The sequence below is a fragment of the Streptomyces sp. NPDC107550 genome, from assembly GCF_055639095.1.
This window is the reverse complement of sequence record NZ_JBVKBC010000019.1, coordinates 24,357-49,626: the sequence shown is the minus strand read 5'-3', so window position 1 is coordinate 49,626 and position 25,270 is coordinate 24,357. Positions and strand designations below refer to the sequence as shown.

General features: G+C 71.7%; 22 protein-coding genes. 16 read left to right on the top strand and 6 right to left on the bottom strand.

Annotation, left to right across the window (positions count from 1 at the left end; all coding sequences use genetic code 11):
* The first annotated feature begins 50 nt into the window (after nucleotides 1-50).
* From rsmI to ACZ7LY_RS23360, 11 genes are all read left to right on the top strand, one after another.
* A complete protein-coding gene (gene rsmI, locus ACZ7LY_RS23410; RefSeq protein ID WP_471626619.1) occupies nucleotides 51-926 on the top strand; it encodes a 16S rRNA (cytidine(1402)-2'-O)-methyltransferase in 876 nt (291 codons plus the stop codon).
* A gap of 196 nt (nucleotides 927-1,122) precedes the next feature.
* The gene (locus ACZ7LY_RS23405) at nucleotides 1,123-1,611 is read left to right on the top strand and encodes a hypothetical protein (protein WP_471626618.1); all 489 of its coding nucleotides are present in this window, start codon (nucleotides 1,123-1,125) and stop codon (nucleotides 1,609-1,611) included.
* Nucleotides 1,612-1,629: 18 nt separating this feature from the next.
* A complete protein-coding gene (locus ACZ7LY_RS23400) occupies nucleotides 1,630-2,502 on the top strand; it encodes a TatD family hydrolase (RefSeq protein WP_471626617.1) in 873 nt (290 codons plus the stop codon).
* A 150-nt stretch (nucleotides 2,503-2,652) separates the two neighbouring features.
* Nucleotides 2,653-4,140 (top strand): ubiquitin-like domain-containing protein, encoded by a 1,488-nt coding sequence (locus ACZ7LY_RS23395; RefSeq protein ID WP_471626616.1) that lies wholly within the window; start codon nucleotides 2,653-2,655, stop codon nucleotides 4,138-4,140.
* A gap of 34 nt (nucleotides 4,141-4,174) precedes the next feature.
* Complete coding sequence (gene rsmA / locus ACZ7LY_RS23390) at nucleotides 4,175-5,068, top strand: 16S rRNA (adenine(1518)-N(6)/adenine(1519)-N(6))-dimethyltransferase RsmA (RefSeq protein ID WP_471626615.1); 894 nt, start codon at nucleotides 4,175-4,177, stop codon at nucleotides 5,066-5,068.
* Nucleotides 5,065-5,958: a 4-(cytidine 5'-diphospho)-2-C-methyl-D-erythritol kinase gene (locus tag ACZ7LY_RS23385; protein WP_471626614.1), complete on the top strand. Its 894-nt coding sequence runs from the start codon at nucleotides 5,065-5,067 to the stop codon at nucleotides 5,956-5,958. Before rsmA ends, ACZ7LY_RS23385 begins: the two co-directional genes overlap by 4 nt.
* 598 nt (nucleotides 5,959-6,556) lie before the next feature.
* Nucleotides 6,557-8,362, top strand: coding sequence for an ABC-F family ATP-binding cassette domain-containing protein (locus tag ACZ7LY_RS23380; RefSeq protein WP_471626613.1), 1,806 nt, complete (start codon nucleotides 6,557-6,559; stop codon nucleotides 8,360-8,362).
* 220 nt (nucleotides 8,363-8,582) lie between these two features.
* Entirely contained in the window at nucleotides 8,583-10,433 is a 1,851-nt protein-coding gene (locus tag ACZ7LY_RS23375; protein WP_471626612.1) for an outer membrane protein assembly factor BamB family protein, read from the top strand.
* A 98-nt stretch (nucleotides 10,434-10,531) separates the two neighbouring features.
* Nucleotides 10,532-12,445 (top strand): outer membrane protein assembly factor BamB family protein, encoded by a 1,914-nt coding sequence (locus ACZ7LY_RS23370; protein ID WP_471626611.1) that lies wholly within the window; start codon nucleotides 10,532-10,534, stop codon nucleotides 12,443-12,445.
* Between the two features lie 255 nt (nucleotides 12,446-12,700).
* Nucleotides 12,701-13,375: a helix-turn-helix transcriptional regulator gene (locus ACZ7LY_RS23365; protein ID WP_471626610.1), complete on the top strand. Its 675-nt coding sequence runs from the start codon at nucleotides 12,701-12,703 to the stop codon at nucleotides 13,373-13,375.
* 255 nt (nucleotides 13,376-13,630) lie between these two features.
* On the top strand, nucleotides 13,631-14,512 hold the full coding sequence (locus ACZ7LY_RS23360) for an RpnC/YadD family protein (protein WP_471626609.1): 882 nt from the start codon (nucleotides 13,631-13,633) through the stop codon (nucleotides 14,510-14,512).
* A gap of 49 nt (nucleotides 14,513-14,561) precedes the next feature.
* Here ACZ7LY_RS23360 and ACZ7LY_RS23355 read toward each other — a convergent pair whose 3' ends face one another.
* Both ACZ7LY_RS23355 and ACZ7LY_RS23350 read right to left on the bottom strand, forming a co-directional pair.
* Nucleotides 14,562-14,849, bottom strand: a complete 288-nt coding sequence (locus ACZ7LY_RS23355) for a hypothetical protein (RefSeq protein ID WP_471626608.1) — start codon at nucleotides 14,847-14,849, stop codon at nucleotides 14,562-14,564.
* A gap of 18 nt (nucleotides 14,850-14,867) precedes the next feature.
* On the bottom strand, nucleotides 14,868-16,550 hold the full coding sequence (locus ACZ7LY_RS23350) for a sodium:solute symporter family protein (RefSeq protein ID WP_471626607.1): 1,683 nt from the start codon (nucleotides 16,548-16,550) through the stop codon (nucleotides 14,868-14,870).
* A gap of 310 nt (nucleotides 16,551-16,860) precedes the next feature.
* Here ACZ7LY_RS23350 and galT point away from each other — a divergent pair, with 310 nt between their 5' ends.
* Genes galT through galK form a run of 3 tightly spaced genes read left to right on the top strand, consistent with a single transcriptional unit; the run spans nucleotide 16,861 to nucleotide 20,078 of the window.
* Nucleotides 16,861-17,925: a galactose-1-phosphate uridylyltransferase gene (galT, locus tag ACZ7LY_RS23345; RefSeq protein WP_471626606.1), complete on the top strand. Its 1,065-nt coding sequence runs from the start codon at nucleotides 16,861-16,863 to the stop codon at nucleotides 17,923-17,925.
* On the top strand, nucleotides 17,925-18,905 hold the full coding sequence (galE, locus tag ACZ7LY_RS23340) for a UDP-glucose 4-epimerase GalE (protein WP_471626605.1): 981 nt from the start codon (nucleotides 17,925-17,927) through the stop codon (nucleotides 18,903-18,905). Before galT ends, galE begins: the two co-directional genes overlap by 1 nt.
* A gap of 9 nt (nucleotides 18,906-18,914) precedes the next feature.
* Nucleotides 18,915-20,078: a galactokinase gene (galK, locus tag ACZ7LY_RS23335; protein WP_471626604.1), complete on the top strand. Its 1,164-nt coding sequence runs from the start codon at nucleotides 18,915-18,917 to the stop codon at nucleotides 20,076-20,078.
* 18 nt (nucleotides 20,079-20,096) lie between these two features.
* Here the strand turns inward: galK and ACZ7LY_RS23330 are convergent, their stop codons facing one another.
* Nucleotides 20,097-20,552, bottom strand: a complete 456-nt coding sequence (locus tag ACZ7LY_RS23330; RefSeq protein ID WP_471626603.1) for a GNAT family N-acetyltransferase — start codon at nucleotides 20,550-20,552, stop codon at nucleotides 20,097-20,099.
* Between the two features lie 263 nt (nucleotides 20,553-20,815).
* Between ACZ7LY_RS23330 and ACZ7LY_RS23325 the strand changes: the two genes are divergently transcribed.
* Nucleotides 20,816-21,559 (top strand): LuxR C-terminal-related transcriptional regulator, encoded by a 744-nt coding sequence (locus tag ACZ7LY_RS23325; RefSeq protein WP_471626602.1) that lies wholly within the window; start codon nucleotides 20,816-20,818, stop codon nucleotides 21,557-21,559.
* 260 nt (nucleotides 21,560-21,819) lie between these two features.
* On the opposite strand, the gene ACZ7LY_RS23320 is transcribed toward ACZ7LY_RS23325, so the two are convergent.
* Nucleotides 21,820-22,314 carry a MarR family winged helix-turn-helix transcriptional regulator gene (locus tag ACZ7LY_RS23320; RefSeq protein ID WP_471626601.1) on the bottom strand — a complete coding sequence of 165 codons (495 nt, stop codon included), beginning with the start codon at nucleotides 22,312-22,314 and terminating at the stop codon, nucleotides 21,820-21,822.
* A gap of 88 nt (nucleotides 22,315-22,402) precedes the next feature.
* On the opposite strand from ACZ7LY_RS23320, the gene ACZ7LY_RS23315 reads away from it, so the two are divergent.
* Nucleotides 22,403-23,215 carry a trans-aconitate 2-methyltransferase gene (locus ACZ7LY_RS23315; protein WP_471626600.1) on the top strand — a complete coding sequence of 271 codons (813 nt, stop codon included), beginning with the start codon at nucleotides 22,403-22,405 and terminating at the stop codon, nucleotides 23,213-23,215.
* 260 nt (nucleotides 23,216-23,475) lie between these two features.
* Here ACZ7LY_RS23315 and ACZ7LY_RS23310 read toward each other — a convergent pair whose 3' ends face one another.
* Both ACZ7LY_RS23310 and ACZ7LY_RS23305 read right to left on the bottom strand, forming a co-directional pair.
* Nucleotides 23,476-24,165 carry a TetR family transcriptional regulator gene (locus ACZ7LY_RS23310; protein ID WP_471626599.1) on the bottom strand — a complete coding sequence of 230 codons (690 nt, stop codon included), beginning with the start codon at nucleotides 24,163-24,165 and terminating at the stop codon, nucleotides 23,476-23,478.
* A 12-nt stretch (nucleotides 24,166-24,177) separates the two neighbouring features.
* Nucleotides 24,178-25,161, bottom strand: a complete 984-nt coding sequence (locus ACZ7LY_RS23305) for an acyl-CoA desaturase (RefSeq protein WP_471626598.1) — start codon at nucleotides 25,159-25,161, stop codon at nucleotides 24,178-24,180.
* Nucleotides 25,162-25,270 lie beyond the last annotated feature (109 nt).

The following is a 25,270-nucleotide window of genomic DNA, read 5'->3' as shown; positions in this document are numbered from 1 at the left end:
TACGGGTCGGCCCGGCCGGAGCGGCGGCGCGTGCCTGCGAGGATGGAGGCGTGACAGCAACCGCAGACTCCCCCGGAACGCTCGTCCTCGCGGGCACCCCGATCGGCTCCGTCGCGGACGCGCCGCCGCGCCTCGCCGAGGAACTGGCCGGCGCCGACGTGATCGCCGCCGAGGACACCCGCCGCATGAAGCGGCTCACGCAGGCGCTCGGCGTGCAGGTCGGCGGGCGTGTCGTGTCGTACTTCGAGGGCAACGAGAGCGCCCGTACGCCCGAGCTGGTCGAGGCGCTGGCGGGCGGGGCGCGGGTGCTGCTGGTCACCGACGCGGGCATGCCCTCGGTCTCCGACCCCGGCTACCGGCTGGTCGCCGCGGCCGTCGAGCGGGACATCAAGGTGACGGCCGTCCCCGGACCGTCGGCGGTGCTGACCGCGCTCGCCCTGTCGGGGCTGCCCGTGGACCGGTTCTGCTTCGAGGGGTTCCTGCCGCGCAAGGCGGGCGAGCGGCTCGGCCGGCTCCGCGAGGTCGAGGGCGAGCGCCGCACTCTCGTCTACTTCGAGGCCCCGCACCGCCTCGACGACACGCTCGCCGCGATGGCCGAGGTCTTCGGCGCCGACCGGCGGGCCGCCGTGTGCCGCGAGCTGACCAAGACGTACGAGGAGGTCAAGCGCGGTCCGCTCGGCGATCTCGCGGCCTGGGCCGCCGAGGGCGTACGCGGCGAGATCACCGTCGTCGTGGAGGGCGCCCCGGAGAAGTCCGCCGCCGAAGTCACCCCCGCTGAGCTGGTACGACGCGTCCAGGTGCGGGAGGAGGCGGGGGAGCGGCGCAAGGAGGCCATCGCCGCCGTCGCGCAGGAGGCCGGGCTACCCAAGCGCGAGGTCTTCGATGCGGTCGTCGCGGCAAAGAACGCGGATCGCACAGCCCCATAGAGGCGCAAAGTACTACCCTGAAAGCAAAGCGAAGACCGGCCATCGGGCCTGTTCAGGAACAGAAAAGTCAAAACGACTCCAATACTCGACAGGTCTTTTGCGCTCGGCCCTGCGGAGGCGTCCACTGGTTGCAGGGACGCACCCGTCCCGACGCTGCCCCCGGGCAGCGCTTGTCCAGCGGACAAGAGGAGCAGGCATGAGCGAGTTCGCAGTCTCCAAGGCGGCCCATACGGCCACGACACCCGGTGCCGAGACGCCCCCCGTACCCGACCGCGGCGCGGCGACCTCCATCGCCCACGAGTCGTACTCCTTCGCGTGCATGCGCTGCGGGCACGGCTGGGAGCAGGCGTACGAGATCGAGCACCACGTCGACGGGGACGGCGCGGAGTTCGTGATGTACGTGGCCGACGGGGAGCGCGTCCCCTCGCCCCTGACCAGGCCGACCTGTCTCAACTGCGGCGGACACGTCGTACGGATCATGCGGGCGGGCACCGTCTCGTCCGTGATGGACGTCCTGCACCGCCACCACACCCCGCCGGCCGGACCCGTCGAGGCCCCCGACCCGGCGGCCGCCCAGCGGCGCCCCGCGCACCACTGGCACCTGTCCGACCTGCTGCACCCCTTCAGCCACCACCACCGCGACGGCGGCGGACCCCGGGCGCCGCGCGGACCGGCCGCTCCGTAGGTTCGTAGGATCGGGGCCATGAGCCCCAAGGACGTCACCCCGCCGCCCCTGCCCGCGCCGCTCGCGGTCGAGGTCGCCGACTCGCACACCCACCTGGACATGCAGGAGGGCACCGTCGAGGAGGCGCTCGCCAAGGCGGCGTCGGTGGGGGTGACGACCCTCGTGCAGGTCGGCTGCGACCTCGCCGGGTCCCGCTGGGCCGCCGAGACGGCCCGCGCCCACGCCCGGATCCACGCCACGGTCGCCCTGCACCCCAACGAGGCGCCCCGCATCGTCCACGGCGACCCCGACGGCTGGTCACGCCAGGGCGCCCGGCAGCCCCTCGGCGACGCGGGGCTCGACGACGCGCTCAGCGAGATCGACCGGCTCGCCGCCCTGCCCGAGGTCCTCGGCGTCGGCGAGACCGGCCTCGACCACTTCCGTACGGGTCCCGAAGGCAAGGACGCGCAGGAGAAGTCGTTCCGCGCGCACATCGAGATCGCCAAACGCCACGGCAAGACCCTCGTCATCCACGACCGCGACGCCCACGCCGACGTGCTGCGCGTCCTCAAGGAGGAGGGCGCGCCCGAACGGACCGTCTTCCACTGCTACTCCGGCGACGCCGACATGGCCCGCGAGTGCGCCCGCCACGGCTACTTCATGTCCTTCGCCGGGAACGTCACCTTCAAGAACGCCCAGCCGCTGCGCGACGCCCTCGCCGTCGCCCCCGCCGACCTGGTCCTCGTCGAGACGGACGCCCCGTTCCTGACGCCGGCGCCGTACCGCGGCCGGCCCAACGCCCCGTATCTCATTCCGGTCACGCTGCGCGCGATGGCTGCCGTGCGCGGGGCCGACGAGGACACGTTCGCCGCGGCCGTCGCCGCCAACACCGCCCGCGCTTTCGGCTACTGACGGCGCCCGCGCGGGCAGCGCCGGACGCGCGCCGCCCGCGACACCGCGTAGTCGCGCTGCTTTGGAGAGTGACGACCGCTCCGCTAGGTTCTGCTCGCCCGCTCCGCCCCCACCCGGGTGCGGATCCCTGGAGCGCCCTGGAGCGTCGTCGTGAGCAACTCGCCGTACGACACGTACGAGACGTACGAGGACACGTCCGCCGCGTCCGCCGCGTCCGCGTCCGCCGCCGGCGGGGAGGCGTACCTGTACCCCGGCCCGGGCGCCTACGGCGAGGACTCGTACGGGGCGGACTCCTACGGGACGGACTCCTACGGGACGGACGCCAGCCCCGCGCCTTCGTACCCGTACGAGCCGACGTACGCGGTGCCCTACGACGACCCCTACGAGGAGGCCAGGCTCCGGGTCGCCGCCGCGCCCACCGAGCCGATGCTGCCCCGCCAGCACCCCGCGCCCGCGCCCGCGCACGCCTCCGCCCCCACCCCGGCACCGCCGCCCGGCCGTGCCGCCGCCCGCCGTGCCGCCCGCCGCCGGCGAGGGGAGCAGCGGCCCGAGGCGCTGCGCAGGCTGCTGCCGCAGGCGCTGGTCGTCGCGTTCCTCGCGGGCGGCACCTCCGCGTTCCTCGGCAACGACAAGGCCGTCCACCTCACCGTCGACGGCAAGGAACGCACCCTGCACACCTTCGCCGGGGACGTCTCCGAACTCCTCGCCGACGAAGGCGTCCACGTCGGCGCCCACGACGTCGTCGCGCCCGCCGCCGGCACCGACCTCTCCAGCGGCGACGAGGTCGCCGTCCGCTACGGCAGACCCGTCCGCCTTACCCTCGACGGGCAGCGCCGCGAGGTGTGGACCACCGAACGCACCGTCGAGGGCGCCCTGCGCCAGCTCGGCGTCCGCGCCGAGGGCGCCTACCTCTCCGCGTCCCGCTCGCTGCCCATCGGACGGCACGGCCTCGACCTCGACGTCCGCACCGAACGCAGCGTCACGATCATGGCCGACGGGCGCCGCCGCACCCTCCGCACCAACGCGGCGACCGTCCGCGAGGCCGTCGCCCAGGCCGGGATCACCCTGCACGGCCAGGACACCACCTCCGTCCCCGCCGACAGCTTCCCGCGCGACGGCCAGACCGTCACCGTGATGCGCGTGACCGGCTCCAAGGAGGTCCGCGAGGAGGCACTGCCGTACGCCACCGAACGCACCGAGGACCCCACCCTCCTCAAGGGTACCGAGATCGTCACCCGCGCCGGCGAGCCCGGCCTGCGCCGCGTCACCTACCTCGTGCGTTCCGTCAACGGCGTCAGACAGAAGCCGCGCCGCGTCAAGGCCGAGACCGTGCGCGAGCCGCGCGCCCAGCTCGTCCGTGTCGGCACCAAGGCCGCGCCCGCCGCCGTGGCCGGCGCCGGCTCCCTGAACTGGTCCTCGCTCGCCGCCTGCGAGTCCGGCGGCCGCCCCGCCGCCACCGACGCCAGCGGCACCTACGGCGGCCTCTACCAGTTCGACACCCGCACCTGGCAGAGCCTCGGCGGCACCGGCCGCCCCCAGGACGCGCCCGCCGCCGAACAGACGTACCGCGCGAAGAAGCTGTACGTACGCCGCGGCACCAGCCCCTGGCCCCACTGCGGCCCCCGCCTCAACGGCTGACATCGCGCCCGCCGGGCGCGGCTACCCTTGAACGGTGAGCACCCCTGACCCGCAAGGCCCCCTCCTGGGCGCCGCAGACATCCGCGAACTGGCCGCCGCACTCGGCGTACGCCCCACCAAGCAGCGCGGCCAGAACTTCGTCATCGACGCCAACACCGTGCGCCGCATCGTGCGCACCGCGGAGGTCACGGCGGACGACGTGGTCGTCGAGGTCGGACCGGGCCTCGGCTCGCTCACCCTCGCGCTGCTCGAAGAGGCGCGGCACGTCACCGCCGTAGAGATCGACGACGTACTCGCCGCCGCGCTGCCCGCCACGATCGCCGCCAGGCTCCCCGCCAAGAAGGACGCGTTCGACCTGGTCAACTGCGATGCCATGCAGGTGACCGAGCTGCCGGGCCCGGCGCCGACCGCGCTCGTCGCCAACCTGCCCTACAACGTCGCGGTGCCCGTCCTGCTGCACATGCTCGACACGTTCCCCACCATCGAGCGCACCCTCGTCATGGTGCAGGCCGAGGTCGCCGACCGGCTCGCCGCGGGCCCCGGCTCCCGCGTCTACGGCGTGCCCTCCGTCAAGGCCAACTGGTACGCCGACGTCAAGCGCGCCGGCTCCATCGGCCGCAACGTCTTCTGGCCCGCTCCCAACGTCGACAGCGGCCTCGTCGCCCTCGTCCGGCGCGCCGAGCCCCTCGCCACGACCGCCACCAAGGAGCAGGTCTTCGCCGTCGTCGACGCGGCCTTCGCCCAGCGCCGCAAGACGCTGCGCGCCGCGCTCGCCGGATGGGCCGGGTCTGCCGCCGCCGCCGAGGCCGCCCTCGTCGCCGCCGGGGTCTCCCCGCAGGCGCGCGGGGAGGCGCTGACGGTGCACGAGTTCGCACGGATCGCCGAGGCGGGCGAGGCCGCCCGCGCGGGGGAGGACCAGCAGAAGTGAGCGTGACCGTACGCGTCCCCGCCAAGGTCAACGTGCAGCTCGCCGTGGGCGGGCCGCGCCCCGACGGCTTCCACGACCTCGCCAACGTCTTCCTCGCCGTCGGCCTCTACGACGAGGTCACCGCCGCGCCCGCCGACACCCTCCGCGTCACCTGCGAGGGCCCCGGCAGCGACCAGGTGCCCCTCGACCGCACCAACCTCGCCGCCCGCGCCGCGCTCGCCCTCGCCGGGCGGTACGGGATCGAGCCCGACGTCCATCTCCACATCGTCAAGGACATCCCCGTCGCCGGCGGCATGGCGGGCGGTTCCGCCGACGCGGCCGGTGCGCTTGTCGCGTGCGACGCCCTGTGGGGTACGGGGGCCTCGCGCGCCGAACTCCTCGACATCTGCGCCGAGCTGGGCAGTGACGTGCCGTTCAGCCTGGTCGGCGGGGCGGCGCTCGGCACCGGGCGGGGCGAGAAGCTCCAGGAGCTTGAGGTGGGCGGCACGTTCTGGTGGGTGTTCGCCGTCGCCGACGGGGGGCTCTCCACGCCTGACGTCTACCGTGAGTTCGACCGGCTGCGGCCCGACGCGCCCGCGCCCGTCGCCTCGCCGGCGCTCCTCGACGCCCTGCGCGCCGGGGACACCCGCGCCCTCGCGGCCCATGTCTCCAACGACCTTCAGCCGGCCGCGCTCTCCCTCTTCCCCTCGCTGCGGCGCACGCTCGACGTGGGGCTCGAGGCGGGGGCGCCGGCCGCGCTCGTCTCCGGGTCCGGGCCCACGACGGCGTTCCTCGCGCCCGATGCCGAGACGGCCACGAAGATCGCCGAGACCCTGACATCAAGGTCCCCGTGCCGCACGGCCCGGGTGGCCCCATCCCCAGCCCCGGGCGCCCACGTCACGTCCCGCTGACGCGCCCAGGAAACGCAGCCCCTCCAGGGGCGCGGGGAACTGCGCGCCCAGCCACAGCGCATCCGGCACTCTGGGGCGCTGCCCCAGGCCCCGCTCCTCAATCGCCGGAGGGGCTGGAAGTCGGCGCTGAGCCCAGCCACCAGGCCGGGACCGAGGGAGCCGACGCTGAGGTCAGCCCCTCCAGGGGCGCGGGGAACTGCGCGCCCAGCCACATCGCATCCGGCACTCTGGGGCGCTGCCCCAGGCCCCGCTCCTCAATCGCCGGAGGGGCTGGGTGTTGGCGCTGAGGCCAGCCCACCAGGCCGGGGCCGAGGGAGCCGACGCTGAGGTCAGCCCCGTCAGGGGCGCGGGGAACTGCGCGCTCAGCCACATCGCACCCGGCACTCTGGGGCTCCGCCCCAGCCCCCGCTCCTCAAGCGCCGGAGGGGCTGGGTGTTGGCGCTCAGCCCAGCCGCCAGGGCAGGGACCTGCGAGCCGGCGCTGAGGCCAGCTCCGCCGAGGGCACGAGGGGACCGGGAACGCCCCCCGGGGCCACCGTGGCGGCGGGAAGGCGTGGACCCCGACTACGCTAGAACGTCGGCCCAAGGAGCGGAGCGCAATGGCAGTCAATCTGGTCAACGTCGAGAACGTCTCGAAGGTCTACGGCACCCGTGCCCTCCTCGACGGCGTCTCCCTCGGCGTACAGGAAGGCGACCGGATCGGTGTCGTAGGCCGCAACGGCGACGGCAAGACCACCCTCATCCGGATGCTCGCCAAGCTGGAGGACGCCGACACCGGCCGCGTCACGCACAACGGCGGCCTGCGCCTCGGCGTACTGACGCAGCACGACTCCCTCGACCCGGAGGCGACCGTACGCCACGAGGTGATCGGGGACCTCGCGGACCACGAGTGGGCGGGCAGCGCCAAGATCAGGGACGTGCTGACGGGCCTGTTCGGCGGCCTGGACCTGCCCGGTTTCCCGCAGGGCCTGGACACGGTCATCGGCCCGCTCTCCGGCGGCGAGCGCCGCCGTATCGCGCTCGCCAAGCTGCTCATCGCCGAGCAGGACCTGATCGTCCTGGACGAGCCGACGAACCACCTCGACGTCGAGGGCATCGCCTGGCTCGCCGCCCACCTGCGGGCCCGCCGCTCCGCGCTGGTGTGCGTCACCCACGACCGCTGGTTCCTCGACCAGGTCTGCACCCGCATGTGGGACGTGCAGAAGGGCGACGTGTACGAGTACGAGGGCGGCTACTCGGACTACGTCTTCGCCCGCGCCGAGCGCGAGCGCATCGCGGCGACCGAGGAGGCCAAGCGCCAGAACCTCGTCCGCAAGGAGCTGGCCTGGCTGCGCCGCGGCGCCCCCGCCCGCACCTCCAAGCCCCGCTTCCGCATCGAGGCGGCGAACGCGCTGATCGAGGACGTCCCGCCGCCCCGCGACACCAGCGAGCTGATGCGGTTCGCCAACGCCCGCCTGGGCAAGACGGTCTTCGACGTGGAGGACGTGAGCATCCAGGCCGGACCGAAGCTGCTGCTCAAGCATCTGACCTGGCAGCTCGGCCCCGGCGACCGCGTCGGCCTCGTCGGCGTGAACGGCGCGGGCAAGACCTCCCTGCTGCGCGCCCTCGCGGACGCGGCCCGCTCCCAGGGCGACATCCAGCCCGCCGCCGGACGCATCGTCGTGGGCAAGACCGTACGGCTCGCGTACTTGTCGCAGGATGTGACGGAGCTGCCCGCGAGCCTGCGCGTCCTGGAGGCCGTGCAGCAGGTCCGCGACCGCGTCGACCTCGGCAAGGGCCGTGAGATGACCGCGGGCCAGCTCTGCGAGCAGTTCGGGTTCACGAAGGAGAAGCAGTGGACGCCCGTCGGCGACCTGTCCGGCGGTGAGCGCCGCCGCCTGCAACTGCTGCGCCTGCTCATGGACGAGCCGAACGTGCTGTTCCTCGACGAGCCGACCAACGACCTGGACATCGAGACCCTGACCCAGCTGGAGGACCTGCTCGACGGCTGGCCCGGCTCGATGGTCGTCATCTCCCACGACCGGTTCTTCCTGGAGCGCACGACCGACAGGACGTTCGCGCTGCTCGGCGACGCCACGCTGCGGATGCTGCCGCGCGGTATCGACGAGTACCTGGAGCGCAGGCAGCGGATGATCGACGCCGCCGCGCCCGCGCCCGCCCCGGCCGCCCCCGAGCCGAAGGCCGGCCCTTCGGCGGCGGACGCCCGGGCCGCGAAGAAGGAGCTGCAGAAGATCGAGCGGCAGCTCGACAAGATCACCGACAAGGAGGCGAAGCTGCACACGCGGATCGCCGACAACGCCACGGACTTCGAGAAGGTGGCGAAACTCGACGCGGAGCTGCGCGAACTGTCGGGGGAGCGCGAGGAGTTGGAGATGCGCTGGCTGGAGCTGGCCGAGGACGCCTGAGCCGCGCCGGCCGGGGGTGGCCGGGGCGCGATGCGTGAAGGGCCCGTGGAAGGCGCGTAACAGACGCATCACGGGCCCATCGTGCCTTGGGAACAGGGGGCGCTCGGGCCGGTTGCGGTGCCGTACCGGGTGATAGAAAGGGCGACTGAGTACGGCCCGAGAACGTCCGGAAATCACCCAGGCGTGCCGGTACATCAGCAGTGAAGAGGGGGGAGCGCTGATGACTCAGCCGCCCAGCCAGCCGCCGTCCGGCGGTTTCGGAGCGCCGCAGGATCCGCAGACACCACCGGATGCGAACAGACCGCCCACGCCGCCCGCGGCACCGCCGCAGCCCGGCTACGGCTACCCGCACCAGCAGCCCCAGCAGCACCAGCAGCCGCCCCAGCCGCAGCAGCAGCCCGGCCCGTACGGTCAGCAGCCGCCGCAGCCGGGCCCGTACGCCCAGCAGCCAGGCCCCTACGGACAGCCGCAGCAGCCCGGTCCCTACGGACAGCAGCCGCAGGGCCCGTACGCGCAGCAGCCGGGGCCCTACGGCCAGGCGCCGCAGTACGGCTACCCGCCCCAGCAGCCCGGCGCACCCGTGCCGCCGGCCGGCGGCCCCGGCGGACCCGGCAAGATCAAGGGCAGGACGTGGGCGATCGCCGCGGGGGCGGTCGCGCTCCTGCTGGTCGCCGGCGGAGTCGTGTACGCGGTGGTCGGCGGCGGCGGCGACAAGAACGACCAGGCCGGCAAGGACGGGAAGCCGAAGGCGTCCGCGTCGGCGTCCACGCCGATCGACCCGGGCGACGGGCAGGGCGACGGACACGCGGGCCAGGACGACCTGAACGCGGGCCGCAAGGACGGCGAGGCCAAGGTCCTCTGGTACAAGACCGCCCCCAAGGTCCCGGGCAACGGGGCGGACGCCCCCGGCCAGTGGATCACCGGCAAGGTCGCCGTCAAGGCCGCCTACCGCGAGGTCCTCGGCTACGACGTGAGCGACGGCGGGATCAGCTGGCCGGCCGTGGAGCTGCCGCAGAAGATCTGCGCCGTCACCAAGAAGGCGTCCGAGGCGGGCAAGATCGCCGTCGCGTACATGAGCGGCCCCGGCGAACACGCCAACTGCAACCAGGTCCAGGAGATCGACCTCGCCACCGGCAAGAAGGGCTGGACGGCGAAGATCCCCGAGCGCGAGGACAAGAACGACTTCTTCGACGGCACGGGCTCCAGCATCGGCCTGTCCTACGTCGGCTCCGACACCCTCATGGTCGGCCGCCAGATGTCCGGCATCGGGCTCGACGCGAAGACCGGCCGGAAGAAGAAGTTCGCCGTCGAGGAGTACGGCAGCAACTGCTTCCCGAAGGCGTACACCGGCGACCGCTCCACGCTGCTCTCGGTGGCGTCCTGCGGCGCGGGCGGCGACAACCCGCACCAGGAGCTGCGCCGGCTCGACCCGGACACGGGCAAGACGCTGTGGACGCACAAGCTCGCCAAGGACTGGCAGATCGGCAGCGTCTACTCCGTCAACCCGCTCGTGGTCTACAGCTCCAACGAGGACAAGAAGAAGTACAACATCGCCGTGTTCAAGGGCGACTCCGGCGAGGTCCAGGCCGAGGTCGGCGTGGACGGCCTCGACACCAAGTGCGGCGGCGGCGCGTTCTCCTTCCTGTCGGGCGACATCAGCGGCTGCCAGGGCGTGGCGACGGACGCCTCCACCCTGTACATGCCGACGCAGGGCCGCACCGGCGGGGCGAACGAGGTCGTGGCGATCAGCCTCACCAGCGGCAAGGAGCGCTGGCGCGCGAAGTCGCCCGCCGAGCAGTCGATGCTCCCGGTCAAGGTCGAGAACGGCGCGGTCATCACGTACATGCAGGCGTCGTACGGGGGTGCCGCGGGCCGTGTCCTGTCGATCCCGGTGAACGGGCCGCACACGCCGAAGACGCTGCTGAAGAACCCGGCGGGCACCGCTGCCATCGAGAGCGGCTTCTTCTCCAAGGCGTTCGACTACGTGGACGGGCGGTTCTTCCTCTCCGCCACGAATCTGTCCGGCACCGTCAAGGGCCAGCAGAAGCTCATGCTCGCGTACGGCGACTGAGGCCACCGCCGACCGACGTCACGCGCAGCGCACCGCATCCTTCATGCGCACCGCACCCCACCCGTCCCCGAATCACCCATGCCCGAGGTACCCACGTCATGACGCAGCCGCCTCCGCCGCCGCCGAACGAGCCGCCCAGCGACCCGTTCAAGAAGCAGCCGCCCGCTCCTCCCGAGGACCAGCGCCCGCCCGAGGACCAGCCCCAGCCGGGCCAGTCCCAGCCGGGCCAGTCTCAGCCGGGCCAGCCCGCTCAGCCGCCCGCCCCGCCCGCCGGTGGCTTCGGCGCGCCCACCGAGCCGCCGCCGGGCGGCTTCGGCGCCCCGACCCCGCCGCCGCCCGCCCCGCCGCAGGGCGCGGGCCCCGGCTACGGCTACCCGCAGGCCCCGCCCGCCCCGCCCGCGCAGGGCTACGGCTACCCGGGCCAGCAGCCGCCCGCGCAGCCGCCCGCCGCGCCCTACGGGCAGCAACAGCCCTACCCGCCGCAGCAGTTCGGCCAGCAGCCCTACCCGCAGCAGCCGCAGTACGGCTACCCGCAGCCGCCCACCGCGCCGATGCAGGCCGCGGGCCCCGGCGGCGGCAAGAAGCCCTCGCCGGTCGTGTGGATCATCACGGCCGCGGTCGTCGTCATCGCCCTCATCGTCGGCGGCGGCATCTACTACGCGACCTCCGGCGACGGCAAGGACGACTCCAAGAACTCGGCCGACGGCACCGGCGGCAAGGGCGGCGACGGCAAGGGCGACGCCCCCGGCGGCAGCGCCGGCGACGAGAAGGCGCCCGCGAATCCGGACGCCAAGATCGCCTTCCAGCTCCCCGCGCCGAAGGTCGCCAAGGACGCCGTGTGGAGCGTCAAGGGCTCCTGGCTCACCGACTCGGTGTACGTCAAGGCCGGCCTGAACGAGCTGGTCGGTTACGACCCCGACAACGGCACCAAGAAGTGGAACCTGCCGCTGCCCGGCCAGACCTGCGGCTCCTCGCCCGAGGTCACGCAGGACGGTCTGACGGCCGTGCTCTCCGAGGCCGGCAAGCGCAAGAAGGACAAGGACTACTTCAAGTGCACCGAGATCACGGTGTTCGACGTCAACACCGGTAAGAAGGTGTGGTCGGACAGCGTGAAGGCCGGCTCCGAGAAGATCGCCTTCAGCGAGCTGTCCATCACCGGCACCACCCTCGCGGTCGGCGGCGGCTACGACGGCGGCGCCGCGTTCGACATCAAGTCCGGCAAGTCGCTGTGGAAGCCGCAGCAGGGCTCCTGCGAGGACGTCGGCTACGCGGGCGGCGAGCAGCTCGTGGCCGTACGCAAGTGCGGTGACTTCCAGCAGGAGACGTACGAGGTCCAGACCCTCGACCCGGCGACCGGCAAGCCGAAGTGGTCCTACAAGGTCCCCGGCGCCCCCGGCAGCGTCAACCTGCTCTCCGTGTTCTCCACCAAGCCCGTCACCTTCGGTGTCGCGGTCGGCGAGGAGGTCAAGTACTCGGACGGCTACGCGCTCGACGAGAGCGGCAAGCTGCGCGCGAAGATCTCCCTGGAGCCGGACAAGTACGAGATCGACTGCCAGGTCGGCGAGGTGCACGGCTGCAAGGGTGTCGTCGTCGGCAACGACCGCCTCTACCTGGCCTCCAAGGAGCACGAGGGCAGCGGCACCAGCCGGACCAACGAGATCGTGTCGTACTCGCTGGCCGACGGGAAGCTCACCGGTGACCGCGCGGACGCCGGCGGCGACTACACGATCATGCCGATCCGTATGGACGGCGGGAACATCCTCGCGTACAAGGACGGCCCCTACGACAAGGGCGCGCAGATCGTCACCGTCGACGCCAAGAGCCTCAAGCAGACCAGGCTCCTGGAGACGCCGTCCACGCAGACCGTGCGCAGCTCCCTGAGCCGGATGGTCCCGCACTCCTCGGAGCTGCTGTACGGCAATGGGCGCCTGTTCATGGGCAAGGAGCTCGTCAGCCCGCCGTACTCGGCGGACGACAAGCAGCTCGCGGCGCTCGGCTTCACCACCAAGTAGCCGCGCCGCACGGCCACTTCGACGGCCCCGCCCTCCTCGTGGGGGCGGGGCCGCCGTCGTCCGGGGCGGCGCGCACTACGCCGTCGCCGGGGCCCTCGCCCCCGGATTCCGGCGATTTCAGCATTGCGGGCCGCATCTGCGCGGTAGGGGGCGCGCTCCGTCGAACAAGCGTGTAGCTTCCGGTGGATGACAGGGGGCGGGGAGTCGGGGGGCTCGCCCGTCCTGCCGGGGGAGCGGACTGGGGGGGTTGGCCCGATGGGAGTGCGGCTGATGGTGGTCGACGACCACCGACTGCTCGCCGAGGCGCTGGCCTCGGCCCTCAAACTGCGCGGCCACCGCGTCCTCGCCGCCGCCGCGCCCACCGCGGGCGCCGCCGAACTCGTCATCGCCCGGGCGCCCGAGGTCTGCCTCTTCGGCACGGCGGCTCCGGCCGAGCCGGGCACCTTCGACCCCATCGTCCGCGTCAAGCGGGAGCGCCCGCAGGTGGCGATGCTCGTCCTCGGCCCGGTGCCCTCACCGCGCGGCATCGCGGCGGCCTTCGCGGCCGGTGCCTGCGGGTACGTACGTCATGACGAGCGCATCGAAGGGGTGGAGCGGGCGCTGATGAAGGCGCGGGCCGGGGAGGCGGCGGTGGCGCCCGCGCTGCTCCAGGGGGCGTTCGGCGAACTGCTCAACCCCGCCGCCCAGCCCGACGACGAGGGGCAGCGCCTGCTCGATCTGCTCACGCCGCGCGAGGTGGAGGTCCTGGTGCGGGTCGCGGAGGGCGAGGACACCCGGGTCATCGCGGCCGGCATGGGCATCGCGCCCTCCACGGCCCGCACCCATGTGCAGCGCGTCCTGATGAAGCTCGGCGTCGGCTCCCGCCTGGAGGCCGCCGCCCTCGCCGCCCGCACGGGCCTGCTGGACCGCGCCCCCCGCCCTGAGCTATAGTTGATCTTGCGCCCGCCGCTTCAACAGGCAGCGGATGGCGATGCGTTGGTGGTCCAAGGAAAGACGCCCCGCTTCCTGCGGGGAAATGCAGGTGCAAGGCCTGCCCAGCGCTCCACAAAAAAGACCCGCCCCGTCCCGACGGTGCGGGTCTTCTTGCGTTCCCCAGCCCGTTTCCGCTCTCCGTGACGCACACGTTCGCAGAACGAACGCGGCTTCCCCTCGTTGATCCGTCCGGAACCACGAAGGGGGGAACCTGTGGTCAGCTCACCACACGAGACGATGCACCACTTCTTCCGCAAGGAAACGGCCATGATGGTGCGCAACTTCCAGCGCCTGTTCCATGTGCCGTTTCCCGAGGCCCGCGACATCGCCGTCCTCAACACCGATCTCACCGAGATCACACCGGTCGAGCGCCGCGTGGACACGCTGATGCGCGTGGACACCGACGAGGGCAACTATCTCTTCGCGTACGAGTCGCAGGGCAAGCGTGACGACTCCAAGCGCGGGAGCTGGGCCTACTACCTGGCGTATCTGTACGCGAAGTACGGGATCGAGCCGGTGCTGATCGTCCTGACGCAGAGCCGTGCCACGGCGCGTTGGGCGGCGCGCCCGATCCGGCTCGGGCTGACGCGGTGGCCGTCGCTGACCGTCCGCCCGCTGGTCCTCGGGCCGGACAACGTCCCGAGGATCACCGACGAGAAGCAGGCGATGGAGGACCCGTCGCTCGCGGCGTTCTCCGCGATCGTCCATGGCAGGGGCGCGGACGCCGCTGCGATACTGGAACCGCTCGCAGCCGCCTTGAGGACCATCGAGAGCGACAGCGCGGGAATGCTCGCGCAGTTCGTCGACACCGGCCTGGTCAACTCCCAGGCGAAGGAGATCTGGAGGGACCTGATGTCACAGGTGAGCTATTTCTTCCGGCACCCCGTCGCGGAGAAGGTGCGGGAAGAGGGGCGGGAGGAAGGCCGGGCGCAGGCTCAGGCCGAGATGACGCTGCGGATCCTGGAGTGGCGGGGGCTGAGCGTGCCCGAGGCGGTCCGGACGCGGGTTCTCGCCTGTGGGGATGCCGCGCAGCTCACCGCCTGGGCCGAGCGGGCGGTGCACGTGATGGACGCGGCCGACCTCTTCGGGGAGTGAGGGAAGGGGCGGGGACCGGCGCCGGTCCCCGCCCCTTCGGCAGCGCGGGCTACTTCTCCGCGTCCTCCCCGGACGGGGGCGGTGGGGTTATCGGGCGGAGTTTGAGCCAGGTGAGGAAGAAGAGGCCGAGGGCGAGCATGCCGAGGCCCGTCCAGAGGTTGATGTTGATGTGCTCGGCCTTCTTCAGGTCCGCGTCGGAGGCCATCAGGCCGGCGATGGTGACCATGACGCCGTAGAGGACGAACAGGCCGCCGATGATGCGGCGGATGTCGAAGAGACGGGCCGCTGTCGCCGACTTGGCTTCCAGCTCGGAGACTTCGTTCTGGAGTTCGGACATGGGAGTTCGCGCCTCCGATCAGAGGGAGTAGGGCAGGTAGCACAGGGTGGCGAGGACGATGGCGCCCCAGCCGAGCAGCGCCGGCTTGCGGTACCAGGCGTCGTCGCCCTCGGCGGCGGGCTCGTCCATGCCGGGGGAGGCCGTGCCGTAGACGAGGCCCGCGAGTTCCGCCTCGGGCTTCGGGGCGGTGAACAGCGTGACCGCCACCATGACGACCGCGCCCGCGACGAAGCCGACGATCGCGGAGACGAAGTTGGCGCCCTGGTCGGTGGGGATGTCGATGACGCCCTGCTTGTAGATCCAGAAGTAGTTGACCATCGCCGCGGTCGTGCCGGCGAGCAGGCCCCACACGCCCGACTTCATCGAGGCGCGCTTCCAGAACATGCCGATGATGAAGACGACGAACATCGGGACGTTGAAGAAGGAGAACAGCGTCTGGAGGTAGCCCATGATGTTCGAGAAGGACGACGCGATGAACGCCGTACCGACCGAGGCGACGACCCCGATGGCCGTGATGAGCCGGCCGAACTTCAGGTAGTACGTGTCGGGCTGGTCGCGCTTCACGTACTTGGCCCAGATGTCGTACGTGAACACCGTGTTGAAGGACGAGACGTTGGCCGCCATGCCCGCCATGAACGCGGCGAGCAGACCGGTGACCGCGATGCCGAGGACGCCGTTGGGCAGCAACTCCTGCATCAGGTACGGGATCGCGTCGTTGTACGTGAGGTCCGAGCCGGGCGTGCCGATCTTGGGCACGAGGACCGCGGCGACCAGGCCCGGGATCATCACGAGGAAGACGATGAACATCTTCGGGAACGCTGCGATGAGCGGGGTGCGCTGGGCGGCGGAGAGGTTCTTGGCGGACAGCGCGCGCTGCACCTCGGCGAAGTTCGTCGTCCAGTAGCCGAAGGAGAGGACGAAGCCGAGACCGAGGATGATCGTCAGCCAGTTCGCGCCGAGCGGGTTGGGGTCACCGATGCCGGTGCCGCCCCACGCGGAGAGGAAGTTGTCGCCGTGCGCGTGCTTGAGGGAGTCGGTCATGCCGCCCCAGCCGCCGACCCGCTTGAGGCCGATGACGCAGATCGGGATGAGCGCGGCGAGGATCACGAAGAACTGCAGGACCTCGTTGTAGATGGCCGAGGACAGGCCGCCGATCGTGATGTACGCGAGGACGAACGCGCCCGCGACCACGATGGCCACCCACTGCGGCCAGCCCAGCAGCGCCTCGACGACGATCGACAGGGCGTACAGGTTGACGCCCGCGATGAGTATCGCCGCGAAGGCGAACAGGATCGAACTCAGCAGGTGCGCGGACTTGTCGAAGCGCTGGAGCAGGAACTCCGGCACCGAGCGCACCTTCGAGCGGTAGTAGAACGGCATCATGACCAGGCCGAGGAAGACCATGGCGGGGATCGCGCCGATCCAGTACCAGTGGACGACCGCGACGCCGTACTGCGCGCCGGTCGCGGCCATGCCGAGGATCTCGGTGGCGCCCAGGTTCGCGGCGACGAACGCGAGGCCGGTGACCCAGGCGGGCAGTGAGCGCCCCGACAGGAAGAAGTCGAGGCTGGTCTTCACGGAGCGGCGGGCGGCGAAGCCGATGCCCAGGACGACCACGAAGTAGATCGCGAGGATCGCGTAGTCGAGGCCGTTGGTGGGCAGCCGGAGCCCTTCGGCCAGCGTGGTTGTGGGGGACTGCATGAGATCTCGCTTCGTTGCGCGAACTGAAACAGTCCGGAACCTACGCCTCCCACTTCAAGAAGTGAACAGTTCGACTGATGTTCTTTGTTTGATTGTGATCGAGCACGCATCGAAAAGTGATCACGCAGCACAGGAAACGCACAGCGCCTCACGCGTGAACCCCTCCGCACCCTCCCCCCGCGGACGCGGCCCGGTCCGCCTTTCCCTTGACCCGCCTGTTGGCTTATGCTTTGTTGTGTTCGGTTCTGTTTGGTTGTTCGGTGGTTCACCGAGGTGCCCCCGCACCCCGGTGCGATGAGGAGCATCGTCCGTGAAGAAGACGTCGACCCGCCTGGCCGACGGGCGTGAGCTGATCTACTACGACGCGGACGACGACACCGTCCGAGGCGCGGCCGACCGCCGCCCCCTGGAGCGCACCGTCACCACCTCCGAGATCCGCCACGACCCCCTCCTCGGCGACAGCGTCGCCATCGCCTCCCACCGCCAGGGCCGCACCTACCACCCCCCGGCCGGCGAGTGCCCCCTGTGCCCCACCCGCGGCGACCGGCTCAGCGAGATCCCCGACAGCGACTACGACGTCGTCGTCTTCGAGAACCGCTTCCCCTCCCTCGCCGGCGACAGCGGCCGCTGCGAGGTCGTCTGCTTCACCTCCGACCACGACACGTCCTTCGCCGACCTCGACGCGGACCGCGCCCGCCTCGTCCTCGACGCCTGGACCGACCGCACCCAGGCCCTCGCCCGCCTCGACTCCGTCGAACAGGTCTTCTGCTTCGAGAACCGAGGCGCCGAGATCGGCGTCACCCTCGGCCACCCCCACGGCCAGATCTACGGCTACCCCTTCACCACCCCCCGCACCGACCTCATGCTCCGCAACCTCGCGCGCCACAAGGAAGCCACCGGCGGCGCCAACCTCTTCGCCGACACCGTGCGCCGCGAGACCGAGGACGGCACCCGGATCGTCCTCGACACCGAACACTGGACCGCGTTCGTCCCGTACGCAGCGCACTGGCCCTACGAAGTCCACCTCTACCCCAAGCGCCAGGTCCCCGACCTGCCCGCGCTCGACGAGGCGGCCCGCGCGCAGTTCGGCCCGGTCTATCTGGAACTCTTGAAGCGCTTCGACCGGATCTTCGGCGAAGGTGAACCCCCGACGCCGTACATCGCGGCCTGGCACCAGGCCCCGTTCGGCGCGTACGACGCCTGGCCCGGCGTCGAACGCGACGACTTCGCACTGCATCTGGAGCTTTTCACCATTCGCCGCACTTCCGGCAAGCTGAAATTCCTCGCGGGTTCCGAATCCGGCATGAACGTGTTCATCAACGACGTGCCGCCGGAAGCCGCGGCCGAGCGACTGCGAGAGGTAGCGAGCGAGTGATGGGCAAGACCGTTTCCGCGAAGTACATGGTCACCGGGGGCGCCGGCTACGTCGGCAGCGTCGTCGCACAACACCTCCTGGAGGCGGGCCACGACGTCACCGTCCTCGACAACCTCTCCACCGGCTTCCGCGAAGGCGTCCCCGCCGGCGCCCACTTCATCGAGGGCGACATCCGCGACGCCGCCAAGTGGCTCGACGCCTCCTACGACGCCGTCCTGCACTTCGCCGCGTTCTCCCAGGTCGGCGAGTCCGTCGCCAAGCCCGAGAAATACTGGGACAACAACGTCGGCGGCACCATGGCCCTGCTCACCGCCATGCGCGACGCCGGCGTCAAGAGGCTCGTCTTCTCCTCCACCGCCGCCACCTACGGCGAACCCGTCAGCACCCCCATCACCGAGACCGACCCCACCGCCCCCACCTCCCCCTACGGCGCCTCCAAACTCGCCGTCGACCACATGATCACCGGCGAGGCCCACGCCCACGGCCTCGCCGCCGTCTCCCTGCGCTACTTCAACGTCGCCGGCGCCTACGGCACCTGCGGCGAACGCCACGACCCCGAGTCCCACCTCATCCCTCTCGTCCTCCAGGTCGCCCAGGGCCGCCGCGACGCCATCTCCGTCTACGGCGACGACTACCCCACCCCCGACGGCACCTGCGTACGCGACTACATCCACGTCGCCGACCTCGCCGACGCCCACCTCCTCGCCGTCGCCGCCGCCCGCCCCGGCGAACACCTCATCTGCAACCTCGGCAACGGCAACGGCTTCTCCGTACGCGAAGTCATCGAGACCGTCCGCCAGGTCACCGGACACCCGATCCCCGAGATCACCGCCCCGCGCCGGGCCGGCGACCCCGCCGTCCTCGTCGCGTCCGCCGCCACCGCCCGCGAACGCCTCGGCTGGAACCCCACCCGCGCCGACCTCGCCGGCATCGTCGCCGACGCCTGGCGCTTCGCCCAGGCCCGCCAGCAGGAGAAGTAGAGGCACCGCATGACCGTCGCCGCGCAGTTCCGCGATCTGTACGGGTACGAGCCCGCCGGCGTATGGGCGGCCCCTGGCCGGGTCAACCTCATCGGCGAGTACACCGACTTCAACGAGGGCTTCGTCATGCCGCTCGCGCTGCCGCACACCGCGGTCGCCGCCGTGGCCCCCCGCGAGGACGGCGTCCTGCGCCTGCACTCCGCGGACATCGACGCCCCCGTCGCCGAACTGCGCGTCGACGACCTCACCCCCCTGTCCCCCTACGGGCAGGGCGGCTGGGCCGCCTACCCCGCCGGCGTCGTCTGGGCGCTGCGCGAGGCCGGGCACGCCATCACCGGCGCCGACCTGCACCTCGCCTCGACCGTTCCCACCGGCGCCGGGCTCTCCTCATCCGCCGCCCTTGAGGTCGTCACCGCGTTCGCCCTCGACGACCTCTACGGCCTCGGCCTCACCCGCCCCGACAAGGCCGTCCTCGCCCAGCGCGCCGAGAACGCGTTCGTCGGCGTCCCCTGCGGCGTCATGGACCAGATGGCCGCCGCCTGCGCCACCGAAGGCAACGTCCTGCACCTGGACTGCCGCGACCTGTCGACCCGCCAGGTCCCCTTCGACCTCGACGCCCACGGCCTGCGCCTGCTCGTCGTCGACACCCGCGTCAAACACGCCCTCGGCGACGGCGCCTACGCCGAACGCCGCGCCGGCTGCGAGGAAGGCGCCCGCCTCCTCGGCGTCAGCCACCTGCGCGACATCCCCCACGACCGGCTCGACGAAGCCCTGCACGCCCTGGGCCGCGCGGGCGCCGACGAGAAAGTCGTGCGCTACGTACGGCACGTCGTCGGCGACGACCACCGCGTCCAGCAGGTCATCGACCTCCTCGACGCCGGTGACGTACGCGGCATCGGTCCCGTCCTCGACGAGGGCCACCGCTCGCTCCGCGACGACCTGCGCATCTCCTGCCCCGAACTGGACCTCGCCGTCGACGCCGCCCGCCGCGCCGGAGCCGTCGGCGCGCGCATGACGGGCGGCGGGTTCGGCGGCTCGGCCCTCGTCCTCGTCGAAGCCGGCGACACCGACACCGTCACCGAAGCCGTCCTCACCGCCTTCGACCGGGCCGCCTTCACCGCGCCCCGCGTCTTCACCGCCCTCGCCTCCCCGGGAGCCCGCCGCGAGGCATGACCCCGTACGGGCGCCAGGTCAGCCGAGCCGCTTCGTGAGCGTGAACTCCTTGACGCCCGGCGGGTAGTCGGGCACCACGCTCACCAGCTCCCAGCCGTGCGAACGGTAGAACCCCGGCGCCTGGAAGTCCCACGTCTGCACCCGCGCCCGTACGCAGCCGTGCTCGTCCCGCGCCAGCCGCTCGGCCGCCTCCAGCAGCCGCGCGCCGAGGCCCGCGCCCCGGTGCGCGGGCGCCACCCACAGCACGTCCACATGCAGCCACGTCGCCCACGCGTGCCCGTCCAGGCCGCCCGCGAGCGTCCCGTCCGTGGCCAGAGCCCATATCTGGAGCGGCCGTTCACGCTCGGCCGCAGTGCCGCGCAGCGCCGCCAGCGCGGGGGAGGCCGCCGCCGCGTCGTCGCTCAGCAGACGCCGGAGCAGAAGCCCGCGCTCCTTGTCGACTTCTGTCTCCAACCGAAACATGCGACTCACCATAAACGTGCTGGACAGTCACCCGTCAGCCAACGACGACCAGTTCTGCCAATCGCCTTCCCCACCCGGCGGCGCGCCCTACTCTGAGGACAGTGCCGGTGGGGGCCGGCGCTGATCAGGGGGAGAGACAGCCGGGTACGACGCCCGCGGCGGGGGTAGCAGTTCAGGCACGGCGGCGGCCGTGCGGCTGCGGTGACCCCGCGCCCCGGGCGCCGTACCCGTGTTGGTCCCTACCCCGACGATCGGGCACGCCCTGGGGGTTTTCAGTGGTTCGCATTCGGGTCCTGGTCGTCGACGACCACCGCATCTTCGCCGAGTCCCTCGCCGCGGCGCTCGCCGCCGAGCCGGACGTCGAGGTGACGGCGGCCGGCAGCGGCCCCGCCGCCCTGCGCAGCCTGGAGCGGGCGGCCGCGGAAGGGCGCCGCTTCGACGTGCTGCTCATCGACGCGGACCTCGGCGTCGGCGCGCTGCCCGCGGCGCCGGCGGTCGTCCCCGCGGGCGGCGCGCAGGACGCGCCCGTCGACGGGATCTCCCTGGTCGCGGGCGTACGGGCGGGACAGCCCGGCGTGCGTACGGTGGTGCTCGCCGAGCGTGACGATCCCCGGCGGGCGGCGCTCGCGCTCCAGGCCGGGGCGTCCGGCTGGGTCGCCAAGGACTGCTCCCTGTCGCGGCTGCTGACCGTCATCCGGGGGGTACTGCGGGACGAGACGCATCTGCCCGCGGCGCTGCTGACGGGGGTGCTGCGGGAGCTGACGGCCGCACGCAAGCACCGTACGGAGTCCGAGCGGCTCGTGGAGTCGCTCACCCCCCGTGAGCGGGAGGTGCTGCGGTGCATGGTCGCGGGGCTCGGGCGTAAGGCTGTCGCCGAGCGGCTGTTCTTGTCGCCGCATACCGTGCGGACGCATATGCAGAACGTGCTCGGGAAGCTCGGGGTGCACTCGACGCTGGCCGCGGTGGCGCTGGCGCGGCGGGCCGGAGTAGGCCCAGCGGACCTGGAAGCGGCGAGCTGAAGTAACCGTCCGCGCAGTTCCCCGCGCCCCTGATAGGGGAGTCCTCCAGGCGGAGGCCGCTTGTAGCTGAGGTCGCGCAGTTCCCCGCGCCCCTAGGGGGTTTTCCAGCGCGGGCCCACTGGGGTGACCGATTGCGCAGTTCCCCGCGCCCCTGTCGGGGCCCGGGGGAGGTGGCGACGTAGTCGCCCCTCCAGGGGCGCGGGGAACTGCGCGGCCAGCCACGACGAAGTCGAGGACGAAAGAACCACGGGCAGGCCCACTTACGGGGTGTTGTCGAACGGGGCCGTCAGTTGGCGGAGGAGCCCCGCCAGTTCTCCCCGCTCCGCCCGAGAAAGCTCCGCAAGAATCGCCCGCTCCTGCTCAAGCAACCCCGCGAGCGCCTGATCCGCCCGATCCCGCCCCACCGCGGTCAACCGCACCAGCACCCCCCGCCGGTCACTGGGATCAGGCAACCGCTCGACCAGCCCCTTCTTGGCCAGCCGGTCGATCCGGTTCGTCATCGTCCCCGACGTGACCAGCGTCTGCGTCAGCAACTGCCCGGGCGAGAGCTGGTACGGCTCACCGGCCCGCCGCAACGACGTCAGGACGTCGAACTCCCACGGCTCCAGCTCATGCTCGGAGAACGCAAGACGCCGCGCCCGGTCGAGATGGCGCGCCAGTCTGCTGACCCGACTGAGCACCTCAAGGGGCTCCACGTCGAGGTCGGGGCGCTCCCGGCGCCACGCTGCGACCAGACGGTCGACCTCGTCCTCCATGACGATCAGTGTAGGGGGTGTGTCGACATGAAGTCTCTTGACGTCAATTATCTTGACGTCAAGCTAATTAGCGGTTCACCCTGAACCCATGACACCGGCACCGCACACACCGCACACCCCCACCTGGGACCCCCAGCAGTACCTCCGGCACGCCGGCCACCGCGGCCGCCCCTTCCTGGACCTGCTCGCCCGCGTCCCCGACCCGCCCCGCACCCCCGCCCGCATCGCCGACCTCGGCTGCGGCCCCGGCAATATGACCGCCCTCCTCGCCGAACGCTGGCCCACCGCCCGCATCACCGGCTACGACAACTCACCCGAGATGCTGGACAAGGCCCGCGCCCACGCCGGCGCCCGCCTCGACTTCGCGTACGCGGACGCCTCGCGCTGGGCGCCCACGGAGACGTACGACCTGATCCTGTCCAACGCCACCCTGCAATGGGTCCCCGGGCACGCCGACGCCTTCCCGCGCTGGATCGACGCGCTGGCTCCCGGCGGCACGTTCGCCTTCCAGGTACCCGGCAACTTCGACGCCCCCAGTCACGTACTCATGCGGGAGCTGGCCGCCTCCGCCCGCTGGAAGGACCGGCTCGGCGACGTGCTGCGGCACGGGGACGCGGTCCACAGCCCCGCCGACTACCTCGCCCGGCTCGCCGCGCTGGGCTGCACGGTCGACGCGTGGGAGACGACGTACCTGCACCTGCTGACCGGCGAGGATCCCGTCCTGGACTGGGTGAAGGGGACCGGGCTGCGGCCCGTGCTCACCGCGCTCGCGGACGATCCGGCGGCGCGGGACGCGTTCGTCGCGGAGTACGCGCGGGCGCTGCGCTCGGCTTACCCGGAGTCCGGCCAGGGGACGGTGTTTCCGTTCCGGCGGGTGTTCGTGGTGGCGTCGATGCCATGATCGCGGGTGTTCTTGCGCCTGCCCGGCTGCCGGGTCGCGGTATCGACGGCGGCCCCGCCCCGGTGGGGGCTGATCGCGCAGTTCCCCGCGCCCCTGGGAGCGGGGCTACGCCCCAGCTCCCCCAGGGGAAGCTGCACGCAGTGCATGCTTCAGGGGCGCGGGGAACTGCGCGACCAGCCACGACGGACCCGCACCCGCCCACACACCCCCACCCCGCACACGAGACCGCGAACAAACACCCCGCACCCAAGAACCGGCGATCAGCTCTTACGGTGCCCTATCAACCGCGGCCTCGGCTCCAGCCCGTCCAACCCGTGCCACGCCAGATTCACCAGATGCGCGGCGACCTCCGCCTTCTTCGGCTTGCGCGCGTCCAGCCACCACTGCCCCGTCAGCGCCACCATCCCCACCAGCGCCTGCGCGTACAGCGGCGCCAGCTTCGGATCGAAACCGCGCGCCTTGAACTCGCGGCCGAGGATGTCCTCCACCTGGGTGGCGATGTCCGAGATCAGCGACGCGAACGACCCCGTCGACTGCGGGATCGGCGAATCCCGCACCAGGATGCGGAAACCGTCCGTGTACTCCTCGATGTAGTCCAGGAGCGCGAACGCGGCCTGCTCGCACAGCTCACGCGGATGCCCCGCCGTCAGCGAACTCGTCACCATGTCCAGCAATTGACGCATCTCCCGGTCCACGACGACCGCGTACAGGCCCTCCTTGCCACCGAAGTGCTCGTACACCACCGGCTTGGACACCCCGGCCTTCGCCGCGATCTCCTCCACCGACGTGCCCTCGAACCCCTTCGCGGCGAACACCGTACGGCCGATCTCCAGCAACTGCTGACGCCGCTCCGCCCCCGTCATCCGCGTCCGGCGCGCACGCCTCGGCTTGTCGGGCCTGTCACTGCTCGTGCCTGGGGTGCTTGAGTCGGTCGCCACACCCTCCATCATGCCGTGCCGGACTCAGGCCGCGTCGGCCCGGGGCGCGCGGCGCGCGGCGATACGGTCCTTCGACGGCCAGCGCACGTCGTACGCCCAGCCCAGCTTCTCGAACCAGCGGATCAGCCGCGCGGAGGAATCCACCTGCCCGCGCATCACCCCGTGCCGCGCCGACGTCGGATCGGCGTGGTGCAGGTTGTGCCAGGACTCACCGCACGACAGCACCGCCAGCCACCACACGTTGCCCGAGCGGTCCCGCGACTTGAAGGGGCGCTTGCCGACCGCGTGACAGATCGAGTTGATCGACCACGTCACATGGTGCAACAGCGCCACCCGCACCAGCGACCCCCAGAAGAACGCCGTGAACGCCCCCCACCACGACATCGTCACCAGACCACCGATCAGCGGCGGCGTCAGCAGCGACACCACCGTCCACAGCGCGAACTGCCGCGACACCGCCCGGATCGCCGGGTCCTTGATCAGATCCGGCGCGTACTTCTCCTGCGACGTCTGCTCCTCGTCGAACATCCACCCCACATGCGCCCACCACAGCCCCTTCATCAGCGCCGGGACCGTCTCCCCGTACCGCCACGGCGAATGCGGGTCACCCTCCGCGTCGGAGAACTTGTGATGCTTGCGGTGATCGGCCACCCAGCGCACGACCGGGCCCTCCACGGCCAGCGACCCCATGACCGCCAGCGCGATCCGCAACGGCCGCTTCGCCTTGAACGAACCATGCGTGAAGTAGCGGTGGAAGCCGATCGTGATGCCGTGGCAGCCGATGTAGTAGAACGCCACGAGCAGCCCCAGATCGAGCCAGCTCACGCCCCACCCCCAGGCCAGCGGCACCGCCGCGACCAGGGCCAGGAACGGGACCATGATGAACAGCAGCAGAGTCAGTTGCTCCAGCGAGCGCTTCTGCTCCCCGCCGAGCGTCGCCGACGGCACGGACGAGGGATCGGGCGCCTGCTGCGGCGCCCCTTCGATCACATCGGAACGGGTGGCCATGGAACTCCCCAGGAAGTCGAGGATTGAGAGGTACGGACACTGGTCAGGAGACCCACGGAGATCCGCGGACATGCGACCCTACGGTTCCGTAACCTACGGGAACGTAAGT